The organism is Shimia sp., from assembly GCF_022448905.1.
Lineage (GTDB): Bacteria > Pseudomonadota > Alphaproteobacteria > Rhodobacterales > Rhodobacteraceae > Shimia.
On sequence record NZ_JAKVCW010000002.1, the window covers coordinates 428643 to 445180 of the forward strand.

Annotated in this window: 13 protein-coding genes and 2 pseudogenes; 1 reads left to right on the forward strand and 14 read right to left on the reverse strand. The window is 54.2% G+C overall.

Features of this window, described 5'->3' with window-relative positions; genetic code table 11:
* Positions 1–11 precede the first annotated feature (11 nt).
* The 14 genes and pseudogenes from MK208_RS03855 to MK208_RS03920 all read right to left on the reverse strand — a co-directional run bounded on the left by MK208_RS03855 (position 12) and on the right by MK208_RS03920 (position 15379).
* On the reverse strand, positions 12–1388 hold the full coding sequence (locus MK208_RS03855) for an MBOAT family protein (protein ID WP_294114058.1): 1377 nt from the start codon (positions 1386–1388) through the stop codon (positions 12–14).
* Positions 1389–1392: 4 nt separating this feature from the next.
* Positions 1393–1977 (reverse strand): alginate O-acetyltransferase AlgF, encoded by a 585-nt coding sequence (locus tag MK208_RS03860; RefSeq protein ID WP_294114059.1) that lies wholly within the window; start codon positions 1975–1977, stop codon positions 1393–1395.
* A gap of 481 nt (positions 1978–2458) precedes the next feature.
* Positions 2459–3162, reverse strand: a pseudogene (locus tag MK208_RS03865) (IS6 family transposase).
* A gap of 31 nt (positions 3163–3193) precedes the next feature.
* Positions 3194–4311: pseudogene (locus MK208_RS03870) on the reverse strand (alpha-hydroxy acid oxidase).
* Positions 4311–4865 (reverse strand): sulfopyruvate decarboxylase subunit beta, encoded by a 555-nt coding sequence (gene comE, locus MK208_RS03875; RefSeq protein ID WP_294114061.1) that lies wholly within the window; start codon positions 4863–4865, stop codon positions 4311–4313. Before comE ends, MK208_RS03870 begins: the two are co-directional and overlap by 1 nt.
* Complete coding sequence (locus MK208_RS03880; RefSeq protein ID WP_294114063.1) at positions 4862–5368, reverse strand: sulfopyruvate decarboxylase subunit alpha; 507 nt, start codon at positions 5366–5368, stop codon at positions 4862–4864. The genes comE and MK208_RS03880 overlap by 4 nt, the downstream gene beginning before the upstream one ends.
* Positions 5369–5395: 27 nt before the next feature.
* The gene (locus tag MK208_RS03885; protein WP_294114065.1) at positions 5396–5806 is read right to left on the reverse strand and encodes a universal stress protein; all 411 of its coding nucleotides are present in this window, start codon (positions 5804–5806) and stop codon (positions 5396–5398) included.
* A gap of 27 nt (positions 5807–5833) precedes the next feature.
* A complete protein-coding gene (locus tag MK208_RS03890) occupies positions 5834–6814 on the reverse strand; it encodes an alcohol dehydrogenase catalytic domain-containing protein (protein ID WP_294114067.1) in 981 nt (326 codons plus the stop codon).
* Positions 6811–7575, reverse strand: a complete 765-nt coding sequence (locus MK208_RS03895) for an SDR family oxidoreductase (protein ID WP_294114075.1) — start codon at positions 7573–7575, stop codon at positions 6811–6813. Before MK208_RS03895 ends, MK208_RS03890 begins: the two co-directional genes overlap by 4 nt.
* On the reverse strand, positions 7568–8875 hold the full coding sequence (hisD, locus tag MK208_RS03900; protein WP_294114077.1) for a histidinol dehydrogenase: 1308 nt from the start codon (positions 8873–8875) through the stop codon (positions 7568–7570). The genes MK208_RS03895 and hisD overlap by 8 nt, the downstream gene beginning before the upstream one ends.
* A gap of 27 nt (positions 8876–8902) precedes the next feature.
* The gene (locus tag MK208_RS03905; protein WP_294114079.1) at positions 8903–9949 is read right to left on the reverse strand and encodes a DUF475 domain-containing protein; all 1047 of its coding nucleotides are present in this window, start codon (positions 9947–9949) and stop codon (positions 8903–8905) included.
* 3 nt (positions 9950–9952) lie between these two features.
* Positions 9953–12427 (reverse strand): TRAP transporter large permease subunit, encoded by a 2475-nt coding sequence (locus MK208_RS03910; protein WP_294114081.1) that lies wholly within the window; start codon positions 12425–12427, stop codon positions 9953–9955.
* 117 nt (positions 12428–12544) lie between these two features.
* Positions 12545–13639 (reverse strand): TRAP transporter substrate-binding protein, encoded by a 1095-nt coding sequence (locus MK208_RS03915; RefSeq protein WP_294114083.1) that lies wholly within the window; start codon positions 13637–13639, stop codon positions 12545–12547.
* 141 nt (positions 13640–13780) lie between these two features.
* Positions 13781–15379 carry a GMC family oxidoreductase N-terminal domain-containing protein gene (locus MK208_RS03920; protein WP_294114084.1) on the reverse strand — a complete coding sequence of 533 codons (1599 nt, stop codon included), beginning with the start codon at positions 15377–15379 and terminating at the stop codon, positions 13781–13783.
* A 105-nt stretch (positions 15380–15484) separates the two neighbouring features.
* On the opposite strand from MK208_RS03920, the gene MK208_RS03925 reads away from it, so the two are divergent.
* Complete coding sequence (locus tag MK208_RS03925) at positions 15485–16252, forward strand: IclR family transcriptional regulator (protein ID WP_294114086.1); 768 nt, start codon at positions 15485–15487, stop codon at positions 16250–16252.
* Positions 16253–16538: the final 286 nt, after the last annotated feature.

Here is a 16538-nt window from a genome sequence, read left to right on the forward strand (position 1 = left end):
AGGATTGCTCCCTAAAACTGAAAGTAGAGGAAAGGGCTGTTGGTGCGCGCCTGCAGAGCGACGAAACAGAGGATCGACAGCAGGGCGGATTGCAGCCCTGGTGAGAGTGTTCGACTGGGAAGCGCCAGACGCGGACCGATGGAGATAGCGGCCCCTATCAGCAGAAAACACAGTTCCGTTGTGGTGGTGAGCGTGATCAACTCCGGTCGCATTGCAATGCCATGTGCGCCAACCATGCCAGCGTACATCGCTCCGGCGTCAGCCAGCGTCTCCGCGCGGAACACAACCCAGCCAAGAATGACGTACGCCATCGTCAGCGGCCACGCAACGGCCCTTGGCCACACCGTTTCTTGGTGTTTTGCCCCCAAGGCGCGCTCAATTGCCATAAGGCTGCCATGCCAGATGCCCCAGACCACAAAGGTCCAATTGGCGCCGTGCCATACCCCCCCCAGAACCATGGTTAAAAGCAGGTTGCGATACGTCTTGACCTTGCCGCGCCGGTTGCCACCCAAGGGAACATAGAGGTAATCACGCAACCAACTGGACAGGCTGATGTGCCAGCGACGCCAGAACTCGGTGATCGATCGGCTGACATAGGGCGCGTTGAAGTTTTCCGGGAAGTGGAACCCAATCATAAGGCCCAAGCCAATCGCCATGGCCGAATAGCCTGCGAAGTCAAAAAGCAATTGGATGGAGTACGCTGCGGCGCCGAGCCAGGCTTCCGCCATTGTCGGGGCGGGCAAAGCGAACATCCTGTCTGCGAGGGGAGCGACGCTATCCGCCACAAGTAGCTTCATAGCCAGCCCTTGCAGAAACCTGCGAAGGCCTTTGGAGAAAAGCGAAAGCGTGGGAGCGCGGTGCGCAAACTGATGCGCGAGGTCCTTGTAGCGCAGCACCGGTCCGGCGATCAGCTGCGGGAACAATGATGAGAACGCGAGGAAATCCGAGAGCTTCCTTGCGGCAGGCGCATCGCCACGCGCCACATCAATCACATAGCTGATGGATTGAAACGCCAAGAAAGACAGCCCAATCGGCAGGATGATCTCCGGTACAATCAGGACCTCCCCACCCAATGCCGTATTGAGGTTGCCGAGCAGAAAGGTTGTGTATTTGAACCAACAGAGGACGGCGAGATTAAAGGTAACCCCAAGCCGGACCGCCCATGTCTTGGTTCTGGGGCTAATGGTTCTTGATGCAACGTGGCCCGCAAGGTAGCTGCCACCGGCTATGGCGTAGAGCACGACAAGGGCATCGGCGCGCCACCAGGCATAAAACAACGTTGAGGCCAGCAGGATTAGCCAGTTTCTAAGAGCTTTCGGCAGCGCATAATAGGCGGCCAAAAAGCACGGCAAGAAACCGAACACGAAGATGGGGGTCGAGAAAACCATTCCGTCACCCCTCGATGTTTGGACCGAACCGGTTCTCTATGAGGTCGGCTCCGTCGGGGCGTGCCACAAACGTGATGTTCTGTCCTCTTCGCAGTTGAACATCAAAACTGCCCAGAACGGCCCCTGAAGAGGTCACAACCAAAAGTGTGGCGGCAACAGGATTTACGGTTCTGCCACCGGCGCTGTTGATGTCAGTGGTGCCGATAACGTCGATGTTTTGATCTGACAGAACAAGCCGCGCGCGCTCATCGGAAAGGTTTAGCAGGGTCAAAAGTACTTGTGATCTGTCCCCTCGATCTGGCTCTCGAATGACATGGACATTGCCTGTAGCATCAACGGCTGCCGTGTAAAACGACCCTGCACGCCCGCCGTCAGTCAGAGCGGCGGAGATTGGAAAAAAGACGTCCCCGGGATTTTTAGGCATTTGGATGCCCAGTACTCTCGGCGCGGTTTCTTCCTCAATCCATCGAACAAATACCGCGTCCTCGGGCGGTGGATCGTCGTAGAGTTCATTGTCGCCCGCCCAGACAGTATCTGGCGACATTGAAACTGCAAAAATTACAGACACTGCAAATTTTGATCGGTGCATCGACCTACTCCCTTTGAAACAGGAGTATCGAAACGTCGAGGCCTATAGGGCTAGCGAAAGGATAATCGTCTGTCGCCAAAGGATATCAGGTTCTCCTTTGGGAACTGAGCCGGCAAAATATACTGTGCGAGCTAGGCGTGGCGCCTAGAAGTGCCGCAGTTTTTGTCTGAAATCGAAAGTAAACAGCTGCCAAGGGCCAATCCAGGACATCCGCAGACGCGATTCTCACACTTTGCGGACGTTCAGACGGGGCGCAGCGAAAGCCTTTTCTCCGCCCTTCTAACGGCTTCCGCTGTCGGCCCATAGCGGACTTTCGACAGCTTGCGTGCGAACGTCCGCAACATTCATTCGAGAGCAATCCATCGCGCCGTCTTGAAACCCACATAAGGACCAATGACCATTCCCGAATTTCTCGGGATTGGTCTAATTGGCGCTGTCAGACCAACTCGACCTCGCGTCAGGTGAGACAGCATCACTGTCCTTATCCCGCGCGGAGACTGCGCCACTCAGACAGAGAGTCTGTACGGTTAAGTTTGAATTTTGATCTGGAGTGGAGGCTGCGCTCCGAATTGAAAACGTTGTAGACTGAAGCATGAACGGCGGCGAATTTTTGCAGACTTCGCATGCGTCTGAAACACAACATTGCCCGTCCCCTTCGTCGAAAAGGCAGGTGCGAACTCTCAACTCAGTAGTTTAGCCAACGGCTCGTTTTCTGTTTGTGGGCGTTGCCGAGTTCCTTCATCGCAGCCCCGTACGGCCTCAATCTGTCAGTCACGATCACTTCCGGTTGACCATGCTTGCGCATTGCTTTTCTTAGGAATTTTAGCGCAGCCTTCTTGTCTCGCTTCCTCGTGACATAGCTTCCGAGCACCTCGCCTTCGCGGTCAACAGCACACCAAAGGTCATGCCGCTCACTGTTTTTCTTCACGAAAACCTCATTCAGTTCCAACGCCAGCGGATAGATTTCGGTCCACGGATATGGTGTTTGCTGACCTCAGAAGCGAACGAAGGCCCTAACCGATGCCACCAGTATCGCACTGCTTCAAGGTTTACATCTACACAGCATTTTTGCAGGAGATCCTCTATATTGCGAAACAAGCGCGGGAAACGGACGTAAAATATCACTGCCAGGCGGATAATCCCTGGACTGGTTTTGAAGTAGAGAAACGGAGGTTTCTTGGACATGTCCGGACGTTGGGTCAGCAACTTGTTCTCTTCAACTACGGTTTCCTTTCACAGTACTGTCACGCTCCAAACCGGACAAACCGACCATTGCCATAGCAATGCTCAATTCCTCTTCCAGCACTTTCCACATTTGAAAAAGGCCCGCTTCTCCATTTGCTGCAATGGCAAATTGAAGGATGCGCCCGACAAAAACGAAGTCCGCCCCCGAAACTATCGCCCTGAGAATGTCGCTGCCAGACCTGATGCCGCTATCCAAGAAAATTGCGTAGTCGCCTCCCAATTTAGACCGGAAATTGGGAACGACCTCGATCGGCGAAGGGCCACAATCAAACTGGCGCGCGCCGTGGTTGGAAACTTGCACCGCATCTACCCCGCGTTCCTTCAACCAAATAGCGTCTTGAACATCCAGGACACCCTTTACGACTAGTTTACCGTGCCACCTTTCCCGTAGTTCCGACAACGTATCCCAAGTCGCTTTGGCCCGGCTTTCCGTTCGGTCAAAGTCAAACCCGTCCTTCCTGAAGTTTGCCAAATCTGGCCGCCCTGACCTCAAAGTTCTGAGTGACCAAGAAGGATGCAGCGCGAAATCCACAAATTGCCGGGGCCCAATCCTGAAAGGCATCTTAAATCCATGGCGCAACTCCCTTAACCGCCGCCCGACCTCCGGTACGTCAACAGTCAGGACAAGCGTTTGATACGCTGCGCTTTTTGCCCGGTCGACCAACCGAAATGTCCCCTCTCCGTCGCCGCTGAAGTAGAGTTGAAACCAGGCATGCCCTTCAGCGGCCTCAATTATCTCCTCCATAGGGGTCGAAGCCACAGTGGAAACGCCAACAGGAACTTTGTACTTGGCCGCAAGTCTCGCAAGCATCAGATCGGCTCCGGGCGCAGACAGATTGCACATCCCCATCGGCGCAATTCCAAAGGGTACACCCGCCTTCGCGCCAAACACTTCCGTTGCAAGTGAGCGCGTGCTGACATCTCGCAAGATCCGTGGCGTTAAACTCACCGCGTCCAATGCGTGGCGGTTTCTCAACGCTCCCGCTTCGTTGCCAGCCGCGCATCGATGTAGTCAAAGATCATTCTGGGCAGACGACGCTTGGCCATCTGCCGAGCATCCTCTGCCGAATGGATCTCCTTTTGGAGCATCAACCAGCCACGGCTTTCATGAAACGGTCACGGATGACAACAGGATCCATTGAAATAACAGGCATTTTAGCATTCCCACTATCGCACTTTACAACCATCACAGTGGCGACACCGTCCTCTATGGCTTTCTGCAAGGCCTCGCCTGTGTCGACGTCCTGAACCTCGACCACATTGTCGCAACCGGCGGCCCTCGCCATACCTGCAAGGTCTGTTTTCATGCCTGTATACGTCGGCTGGTCTCCGGTTGAGCCATAGGAACCATTGTCGATGATCATCAGGATGTAGTTGCTCGGTGCATTGTTCCCAATAGTCGGCAAAGTACCGAGATTGGTCAAAACGGATCCGTCGCCATCAATAACGATGACAGGTTTTGGCTGCGCGAGCGCGAGCCCTAAACCAATCGAGGAAGCGAGTCCCATGGTTCCGAGCATGTAAAAGTTTGTCGGTTGATCGTCGATGGCATGCAGCTCTTGTGAAGGAATCCCGATATTACAGACCACAAGTTTGTCACGAAGGATCGGCGCGATGTCTTTTAGAATTTCGGAACGGATCATTGGTCGCCATAGCCTCCCCAGAAGTTCGCGTCAGTCAAGATTGCCACGGGTTTGTTGCACATGAAGGTGTATTTCAGGATATTGTCGAACTCTTCGACGTCCCGTTGCCAATGGAAATGGTACGTTGGGATGTTCAACTGCGCCAAAAGCGCTTTGGTGTGCACCGCCATTTCAACCTGGCAAGCCACGGGCTCACGCAGCTCGCCGCGATAAGAAATGATCATTGGAAGCGGCATCCTATAATACTGAATGAGCGTGGCCAGCGTGTTAATGGTGACGCCAATTGCAGTGTTTTGCATGATGATTGCAGGACGTTTCCCACCCATCCAGGCCCCTGCGCAAAGTCCCATTCCTTCATCTTCCTTGTTTGAGGGAATATGAAAAATGTCGTCCCGCTGGTCGACTTCTTCGATCACGCCGGCGAGTTGCTTGCAGGGCACCGTGGTGACAAACCGAATGTCGTTGGCAACGAGATCATCTGCGATTTTCTTGTCTATATTCAATGTATTCCTCCTGATAGGCGATTGGCTTCAGCTGTCGCGATGAACATGCACAGCGCAGGGGGCATGGCGGACGACGCGCGCAGCGGTTGAGCCAATGAGGTAATCAACCAAACCCGGTTTGTGAGATCCAATGACGATGCAGTCATGGCCATGTTTTTTGGCATATTCGATGATTGCAAGATGCGCTTGTCCCCGCGTGATCTCGGCGCGCACACCTTCCATGCCGGCAACCTTCTGGTTTAGGATTTGGCGCGCTCGTACAAAACCTCGCTCGACCGTTTCCTCACCGATGTAAACACTTACAGACCCCTTTGGCACCTCGTAAACGTGCAGAGCTGTGATCTGCCCTTTCTCGCTGCAGAGGGCGCGAGAGATTTCCAGCGTTTGAGCTGATATTCCGTGATCGAGTGCCAAAGGCACGAGAATACTGTCATACATGTCTTGCTCCTTTCAGGCTCGAACTGCTTATGCCCATGGATCGAGAACGATCTTGGGTGCGGCAACGCGCCCCGCGTGAATATCTTTAAAGGCTCTTGCGCCTTCAGAAAGGGCGCGTGTTGCGAACCAGTCGAGCGGCCCGAGCCTTCCGTCAAACAGTGCCAAAGCTGCGTCAGAAAAACTCTTTGCCGTGTACGTGTAGCTGCCGATGAAGGTGATCTCTTGCAGCGTCATACGCCGAACGTCTAACCCATCAGCACTGTCCCCAAGACCGACATGGACAATAACACCCCCGGGCTCCACCCATTTTGTGGCCGATGCCCGTGTCACTCCATACCCAACCGCATCGATGACAATTGGCGCAGTGTGCTCGGGCGTATTACTGACTTTCAAGCCGCATCGTTCCTCCAGAAATTTGCGTCGCAAAGGGTTGGGTTCAGTGATTTCAATGTCTTCAACGCCCATTGCCTTCAAGGCCAGTGCTGCCGCGAGCCCGATGGCGCCTCCACCGATGACCAAAGCACTCCGTATCACATCCGGATGGATGCTTCCCAAAGCCAATGTCGCCGAATGCCAACTTACCGCTAAGGGTTCGCAAAGCGCGGCTTTTTCCAAAGGAACTGCATCAGGAACCTCGATCAAGTTTTGACTCGGAATGGAAACAAACTGCGCAAAAGCCCCTTCGCGCGGCGGCATCGAGACGATTTGCCGATCAGGACACAGGTTTTCTCTGCCAGAACTGCAATAGTGGCAGGCCCCACATGTCACCAAAGGGTTGATCGTCACACGCCGCCCTTTCCAGGCGCCCTCCTCTACCACACCCGCCGCTTCGTGCCCCAGGATCAGAGGCGCTGGTCGCCGATCGTCGTGCCCGAAGTAGGCGTGCATATCAGAGCCACAAATTCCAACCGACTGAACACGGACGAGTTGTTCGCCGTTTACAGGAACCGGCCTTTCAACATCTCGAAGGGTAAGCGTTTCAACACCCTCATAAACCAGAGCCTTCATTTTGCCGTGAACCCCCCGTCGACCATGAGAACTTGACCGGTCACAAAGCTGGACGCCTCGGAGCACAAGAACAGTAGAGGGCCGTCGATGTCCTCCAAACGTCCATTACGCCCCACGCAAGTTTGGTTCGCGTTACGCTCTGCCCTTTCGGGATCGTGAAACACCGCCTGGGTCAATTCTGTCGGAAAGAAGCCGGGGCCAATGGCATTTGCCGTGATGCCAAATTTTGACCAAGCTTCCGCCATGGCTCGCGTCAATTGCGCCACGCCAGCCTTGCTCGCGCCATAAGCGATGCCGCCTGGAAATGCCCTTGTGGTCTGCAATGACGCAAAATTTACAATGCGCCCCCAGGCCTTCGCTTTCATCGGCCCGACGAGAGCTTGCGACAGAAAAAACGGCGCAGACAGATTCAGTTCTAACGTTTTATCCCACCCTTCGCGGGTGACATCGTCCGCCTCCTGTCTCGTGTTCACCCCTGCGGCGTGAACAACAATGTCTGGGGACCCGAAGGGCGCTTCTAGTTCCTTAGTGAGCACCGCCAACTGGTTTTGATCTGTAACGTCAGAAACGATAAATGACCCCCTCTCAGGGCTGAGGTTAGCGACAAGTTCCTGAAGTTCCTGCTCTCGCCTTGCCACCGCAACAACGCATGCTCCAGCCGCGCACAAGGTTTGCGTGGCGCGGCGCCCCAAGCCAGAACTCGCGCCTGTCACAACAGCCACACGGCCAGTAAGGTCAAAGAGATCTCTAGGATCAGCCATTCGCGGTTAAATCAAAGGTTTCATCTGGGAAGTACTTAGCGAGCCGGACATCAGCAGCGCGTGCATGGCCTTCCATGCCTTCCAATCGCGATATCCGCGCTGTGGCTTCGGCAACTTGCTTGGACCCCTCACGCGTTGCCCGCTGCCACGTGACGATTTTCATGTACTTGTGAACGCTCAGTCCGCCAGTGTAGCTCGCCGCTCCTGATGTAGGGAGAACATGGTTCGTGCCCGCGGCCTTGTCTCCATAAGACACGGTTGTTTCCTCGCCCAAGAACAGCGATCCATAGCAATGGAGGCGATCTAGCCACCAATCGAGGTCATCAGCCTGAACCGTCAGATGCTCCGGCGCATACTCGTCCGATGTGGCCGCCATCTCTTCGCGATCAGAGCAGACAATCACTTCGGCATAGTCGCGCCATGCGGCCTCTGCGTTCTCGCGATTCAATTCCGGAAGGTCTGCGATCAAGCCCGGAACACGTGACAGAACGTCTTCGGCCAATGGGCGATGATCGGTTACTAGCCAAACGGGCGAGTTATATCCGTGTTCCGCCTGACTGACGAGATCGGTTGCCACGATGTGAGGATCAGCACCCTTGTCCGCCAGGATAAGGCTGTCGGTCGGGCCAGCAATCATGTCGATGCCAACGCGGCCATAGAGAGTGCGTTTGGCTTCTGCAACGAACTGGTTGCCAGGCCCGACAATGATGTTTGCCCTTGGTTGCCCAAACAGGCCAAATGCCATGGAAGCTATGCCCTGAACCCCACCAATTGCCATAATTTTGTCTGCACCGCAGACATGCGCAGCATATACGATTGCAGGAAAAATACCCACGCCTGGCTGGGGCGCTGAACACACAGTGATGTGCTCACACCCGGCAACCTTTGCCGTGGTGACCGTCATGATAGCACTGGCAATGTGACGATAGCGGCCTGCGGGCACGTAACACCCAGCGGCAGAAACCGGGATCGCTTTTTGCCCTGCGAGTAGCCCTGGATTGATCTCAAACTGCACATCCGCAACTGTGGACTTCTGAACTTCCGCAAAACGACGAACATTGTCGTGTGCAAAGAGAATGTCGTCTTTGAGCTTCTGCGGAACCATCGCGCAGGCAGCGTCAATTTCGTCCTGCGTTAGCTGCACATTCCCATCATATTTGTCGAACTTTGCGGCATACTCCAAAGCGGCTTCTTCGCCTCTCGCCTCGATGTCGGCAAGAATTGTCGCAACCGTTTTAGCCGTTTCGCCTGCGTCGGAACGGGAAGTAAGAGTGGCCTTTTTCAAATAGATACGAGACATTTTGAAGTCCTATGAATGAGAGGAAACTCAAGCTTCGCGCTTGTTGTGAAGAATGGAAGCGAAGAAGGCCAAGCTGATAAGCGCAATGCCGATGCCGCCAGTTATCAGTTCATGCACGTGCACGATCGATTGCAAAAACATCACGATGGACAGCGCAAAGATCGAATAGAACGCACCGTGCTCCAGATATCGGAACTCTGCCAGGGTGCCGCGTTCGACCAGCATAATTGTCATCGAGCGCACGTACATCGCGCCAATACCCAGACCAATTGCGATGAGCAGGATGTTTGTCGTCAGCGCAAAGGCGCCAATCACACCATCGAAAGAGAAGCTCGCGTCAAGCACTTCAAGGTATAGAAACGCACCCAGTCCCCCCTTGGCGCCGATCTCAGTCGTTTTGCCAGCAATATTGTCGAGATAGGTACCGAGGCCATCTACCAGAGTGAAAACAAGCAAGCCCATAACCGCTGCAGAAAGGAACGGAGCCAATTCCTGAACAGGCAAAGAGCGGGAAATCACAACCACGACGAGGAGTACGAAGGCAATCTCGAAACCACGGATCGATCCCCAAAGCCGCAGGCGTTTTTCCAAAGCGACCACCCAATCAACCGACTTGTCTTCGTCGATAAAGAATTTGAGGGCCACCATCATCAGGAAGGTCCCGCCAAAGGCCGAAATTGGACCATGCGCATGCCCGATAATTCTGGAGTATTCGTCTGGATCAGACAGCGCGAGATGCATGGCCGCAAACGGGTTTATCCAGGCAAAAATCGCGACAATCGCCAATGGAAACACGATCCGCATTCCAAACACGGCGATCAAAATGCCCCATGTCAGGAAGCGACGCTGCCAGACTGGCGTCATTTCCACCAGCTTGTTTGCATTCACAATTGCGTTGTCAAAAGACAAGGCGATTTCGAGGGCGGCAAGCACAGTCCCAACTAGGAGAAACGAAATGACTCCCCCCCAAGTCCCTTCTGTCGCCCAGCCCAACCATCCGCTGAGTCCGAGACCAATAACGGTCGTGATCAAAGGCCACTTCAAGTAAGACAAAGAACTACGTGGTGTACTCATTCGTTAGTTTCCTGACATAAAGGCCGGCAGCCAAAGCACCAGCTGCGGAAAGATGAACAGAAGGATCAGGCCAAAGAGCTGGACAAGCATGAACTGCATCATGCCAAGGTAGATGTCCTTGAGGTCCCAGTTGGGCACCACGCCCTTTAGGAAGTAGGCCGAAAGGGCGACTGGTGGTGACAACCAAGCGGTTTGAAGGTTAACGGCAACCAGAATGCCGAACCAGACCATCAGATCGTAGCGCTCCAAGCCGTAGACATCCAATGCCTGAACGGTGGGAAGCAAAATTGGGACCACGATCAAAACGATGGGAACCCACTCCAACGGCCAGCCCAACAAGAAGATCAAAGCCATCACAAGGAGAAGGATCAGATAAGGCGACATTTCCAAACCAAGAAGGAGCTCGGTCATCATCTTTGGTGTTCCGAGTGCACTGAATTGCGCACCAAAGAAATTTGAGGCTGCCACGAGGAACATGATCAACACAGTGATCTCTAAGGCCTTGACCAGGCTGTCAAAGAAACTCGGGATGGTGAACTTGCGATACGCCAACGAGAGTAGAATGGCCCCGAAAGCACCCATGGCCGCTGCTTCGGCAGGCGTTGCCAACCCCAATAGGATCGAGCCCAACGCAAATGAAATCAATATCGTCGGAGGCATCAAGCCTGCAAAAAACTCATCCCAAAGTTCCGAGAAATAGAAGCCACCGTCAGCCTCCGCGCTGTAAATCGGCCTCGCAAGGAATGCCAAAAGAAGCGTGAACACAGCAAAAATGGTGGACCAAATAGGCAAACCGCCATCGTCACCCATGTTGGCTACGATCATGTAGAAATGGAATAGCACAGCGATTGGCAGAACCATTCGCAAGACATTGAGACGTCTGTATGCCGCATATGCCACGGCCACAGCCAAGGCCAACGCAATCAGGCCTCCAAACGGCATGACAGATCCAAAGGCACCTCCCAAGCTCAGCCCGAAAACGCGACAGACGGTCAGGATGCCGAGACAGATAAGCGCCACTTCAGCGCCGTAAAACTTGGACGTATCCGGCTGATCTTCTTCTGGCAAAACCGGCCCCAACTCAGGGTTCAACCAGCAACGACCCAAAGTGTAGACCAGATACAGTGACGCCAAAATTGCGCCAGGAATGAATGCGCCGCGGAACAGGTCAAGCGTGGAGACTTCCAATACCGGGCCCATCACAATCAACATGATTGATGGCGGAATGAGAATGCCGAGGGTTCCCCCTGCAGTGATCGTCCCCGCCGCAAGTTGTACGTTGTAACCCGAGCGGCTCATTGTCGCCCCGGCCATAATGCCAAGCAAGGTAACAGAGGCGCCGACGATCCCCGTTGCGGCTGCAAAAATCGTAGACACGATCAGCACAGCTATAAAAAGTGCGCCTCGCACCCGTGCCATGATCATTTGGATCGAAGCGAACAATCGCTCCATTAACCCGGCGGCCTCCATGACAATGCCCATCAGGACAAACAACGGAACCGCCATCAGCTGATCATTTAGCATGGTCGAGTTTGTATTGAGGGTGAGCAACAGCGTGGTCAGCTTGAAATTCGAGCCCCAAATCCCAAACACAAATCCTAGGAAAATGAGGGTGAAGGAGATCGGAAACCCGATGAAGATCACAAACAGCATCGCGCCCAGCATGATCAAACCGATTGTGGGTTTGGAGAGTCCTGGTCGTGCCTTCATAACATCCGTAAACCACTCGCCGCCCGGCACCGCGCCCGGCAAAAACACAGCGAGGACAAGCCAGATCAGGCCGATCAAATAGAGTGGCAACAATCGAACAAACCAGCGCTCACGGTCTTTGCCCATTTTGTGAAAGGCCCGAAAGATTTCCGGAATACCTTGCAGGAGCAGCAAGAATGCCCCGACCGGCATTGCTGTCCGTGCGGGCCATAAGAGCGGTCCCCAGGCACTGTCGATCTGCATCGTCTCGCCTTTTGAAAAGGCCAGCCACCAAAACTGAGACGCAACGATGGTGAAGAAGATCATCGACGGGATGAAGAACAACAGATACAGCGTCGCGTCGACTGTCGCCTGGGTCTTGTCCGTCCAGTTTCGATAGAGGAAGTCCGCGCGAATATGGACGCCGCGCATCAAACCATATCCTGCCGCAGCCATAAAAAGCATGCCCGCAATCATGCGGCTGGTATCATAAACCCAAAGCGTCGGCCCTAGACCCAATGAACGTGCCAGATCTTCAAACCCCGCGTTTTGCAGGATTGAAAAGGAATTCCGCATAAAAACTTCGTACACAACAACCGCGATCAACGGCACCATCATCAAGGCGATGATCTGGCCAGCGCGGTAGTTGATGCGGTCAATAACGGCGGTGATTGGGCGTTGCCAGGGCGTCATGTCTTCCGGCGTTTCACCGGGAGCTTCAGCACGCCTTTCCGCAATCAGTTCGTCTGCAATTTCGAGCTCATCGGGGTTCACCTCCTCTGCAGCCATGCCGTTGTCTCCCTTGTCCCGTTCAGCGCCCAATTTTCGGGTCTTCAGTTTTGAAAAGGACGCCTGTCCTCATCAAAACTGAAGCGCGGGGCCAGCGTGGCCCCGCACGTTATTAAGTTACTTCAACGTTGCTGCATGGGCTCGACCGAGCCCCGCGTTTGACGTCTGAGCGCCAGCCCAGAAGGGAACCGCAATGTCTGCGAAGTCTTTCTGGGATTGCCACACTTCAGCAAAGAACTCATTTTCATCGGCAGCTGCTTGCAGCGCATTCTTGGCTGCAGCCATGTACTCGGTGAAGTAGTCAGCCGGAGTGTCTTCCAAAATCACACCATGGTTCTCGGTCAAGTCCTTCAGGGCCTTGCCGTTCTCATAGATCCGGTACGACAACGATTTGGACAGAGAGGCGTTCGCGGCAACTTCCAGCGCTTTCTTCTCGGTGTCACTCAGGCTGTTGTAGAAGTCGAGGTTCACATACATGTCGGCATTCACAGTAACCTGGTGCAGACCCTGCAAGTAGTAATGCTTCAAGACTTTCTGGAAACCAAACACGCTGTCAGGTTTCGGGCAGCACCATTCGGCTGCGTCGATGGTACCCTTTTCCAGCGCTGGCAGGATGTCTCCGCCGCCCATAGCAACCGCGGGAACACCAATGTCGGCGTAGGCTGCGCCAACCATCCCTGGAGGGGCACGGAACCGCATTTGCCGGAAATCATCCATAGACTCGATGGGTTTGGGGAACCAACCCAAAGCCTCTGGGCCTACCGGCTGCAGCATGAAGCCTTTCACGTTCACGCCCATTTCAACCCAAAGCTGATCATAGAGTTCTTTTCCGCCGCCGTATTGGAACCAACTGAGAAACGCGATGTTGTCCAAGCCAACACCTGCACCCGCCACCGGCGCGCCAAACAGGTTTGCTGCAACGTGTTTGCCGCCCCAATAGTGGGTCCAAGCAAAACCTCCTTCCACGAGGCCCGCGTCAACAGCATCCATAATGTCGCGCGGCCCAACGACCGCGCCCGCAGGCAAAACTTCGATCGTCAACGAGCCATTTGTCAAAGCCGCGACGTCCTTACCAAATTCGTTCAGCATATGGACTTCGTCAGCGGTGTTAGGCAGCACTGATTGAATACGTAGCACCTTTTCTGCCATTGCAGCTGACGCCATGAGCGCCAGCGCAGCGGCACTGGCTGCTACCTGCTTAAGTTTGAACATTTTTAGTCCTCCCTTGAGAAAAGCCCTCTGTATCTTTTTGATTTGTCTCAGGGCTGAAGGCGGTGCCCCGGAGTTTTTGGGGTCATTCTGATGACCCATGTTCCGCACGCGAAAGCGGCAACCTGGTTGTTGTGCCTGGCGTCATTTTGCATCCTCCAGCACAAGGTCTGCGGCTTTCTCTCCAATCATTATGCAAGGCGCATTGGTGTTCCCACTCACGATCTGGGGCATGATCGACGCATCGGCGACTCGAAGCCCATCGATCCCCCTCACACGCAAACGCGGGTCAACAACGGCCCGATCATCGTTGCCCATTTTACAGGTTCCTGTGGGATGATAGATCGTGACCGATGTTTGCCGAGCCCAATCAAGCGTCGCTTGCTCATCATCTAGAGCCACTCCAGGACCTGGCGCGTGCTCCTCTGAGACGTGAGATTTTAGCGGGGCCGTTTGCGAGATTTTCCTCGCGATCTGAATGCCCTTCACAATCGTTTTACAGTCCAGGTCCGTGGCCAGGTAGTTTGGATGAATCTCGGGGTGATCTTCCATTTTTGCAGAGCGCAAAGAAAGGTGGCCCGCGCTTTCGGGGCGCAATTGAAGAACCGAAGCTGTGAAGGCGGAGAACTTATGAGGGCCATCCGCAGGTTTGTCCGCACTCCAGGGTTGGATGTGGAACTGTATGTCCGGGGTCTCAAGATGGTCCTCAGTCTTTAAAAACCCCGCTCCAAGGCTGGCAGCCATCGTCATGGGACCACGCTGTGTCAGCGCATATTGAAGCGCCATCAGGCCTTGCTTGAAGATGCTGTTGGCTTCTGTGTTGATCGTGCTGAGATTGGTTTTGAAGACAGGCCGCGCCTGTAGATGGTCCTGCAAGTTTTTTCCAACGCCCGTCAGCGCGGCGCGCACTTCTATGCCGTGGGGTGACAATTCCTCAGGATCGCCGACGCCAGACAACATCAAAATCTGAGGAGACCCTATGGCGCCGGCGCTCAGGATCACCTCTTTGCGTGCCCGCACGTTTTCCCTAGCACCATGGCGTTTGACACGAACGCCTATAGCCCTGTGATGCTCAATCAGGACCTTTTCTGCCTGCGCATTCGTAAGAATGGTAAGGTTCTTGCGGTCTTTGATCGGTTTCAGATACGCGACGGCGGCAGAACATCGACGGCCGCCTTTCATGGTCAGCTGGAAGTATCCAACCCCCTCTTGATCCTCACCATTGTAGTCTGCCGTACGCTTGTACCCGGCCGCCTCAGCCGCATCGAGCCACACATCCACCACTGTGCGGGTCAATCGCGACTCTTGTACCGAAAGCGGACCTTCCGCCCCGCGCACACCGCTCTCATCTGCCCCCTGCCAAGTTTCGGCCCGTTTGAACAGAGGTAGCACATCTTCCCAAGACCACCCGAAGCACCCCTGTTGCGCCCAGTGGTCATAATCCTGAGGTTGACCGCGTACGTAAAGCAACCCGTTGATGGAACTCGATCCACCAAGAACCCGGCCTCTGGGCCATGAAATGGCGCGGCCAGAAATCCCATCGTCCGGCTCGGTGACATACATCCAGTCCGACTTCGGATTGCCCATTGTTCGGAAATATCCAACCGGAATGTGGATCCATGGATTTCTGTCCGCAGGTCCCGCTTCGATCAAAGCAACAGAGTATCGTTCGTCCGCCGACAATCGGTTTGCCAACGCACAGCCCGCAGACCCAGCTCCAACGATTACAAAGTCGAACTCCATTTCACCTCAAAACTCAAAAATTGAGACTTTTGATCTCGTTTTTCATAAATATTGACGCTACAATGATTCGCGAAAAATGCACTATTGTTTTTTGAAGAGGGCTTCATGTCGCCGACTGATCGGATTCCAACCAATTTGCGCACACTTCTGATTTTGGAGGTTTTGGGAAAAAGCGATCATGCGTTGACAGCGACGGAGATCAACGAACAGCTCGGGCTCCCAAAACAAACGGTTCACAGGCTATGCGTGACTCTTGAGGAAAACGGATTTCTGACACGCCCCGGCAAATCGAAGAGCTATCAGGTGGCCCGTCGCCTGCGAGACTTGGGATCAGGCCTACTACACAACTCAAGAGACCACGTTGCGCGCCATCAAATCCTCACCGACGTGGCACGACAAATTGGCGAAACGGTCAATTACGCCGTGCCAGGAAACTCAGGGATGCACTATCTGGACCGCGTGGAGACAGATTGGCCGTTCCGAATTCAACTGCCAATCGGGTCCAGCGTTCCCTTTCATTGCACTGCAAGTGGCAAAGCATTCCTGGCGAGCCTCGCCCCCAAAAAGCGCGAAGCTTTGGTCTCCTCACTGAACCTCAAAGCGATGACCCAACACACGCTTGTCGATCCGCTAAAGCTCCTGACTCAACTCGCCGCCATCAGGAAACAAGGGTACTCTCTTGACCAGGAAGAGTTCCTAGACGGTATGGTTGCAATTGCGGTTCCGGTCTTCGATCCAAACAGTCGTTTCTTTGCCGCTTTGGCCTATCACGGCCCGGCACAACGGATGTCCCTGAAGGACGCAGTGGAACGTAAACACATATTGCATGATGCTGCAGTTCGGCTAAGCACCGTTTTGTTCCAAGAAGACTGAATTGGTTTCAAGGTATAGGATGTCAAATCTTGGACAGGTCAAATTCAACATTTCTGCTCAAGACCCTAACGTACTGAGGTTTGCTTTGAGGACACTCAACAGTCAATCAAACGACCATCGGCTGCCGCAAAATCTCCTCCCCAAACGAGACAGTACAATTTTCTTACTGAACTAAACGCATTGGTTAGTTCAACTTTTGAGTATGGCGAAGGTTAGCGCGATGCTTAGTGTCTGACACGCTGGACTTGGCTTTGCAGGCGTCAGGGTGCGATCAGGTCCACGTTGT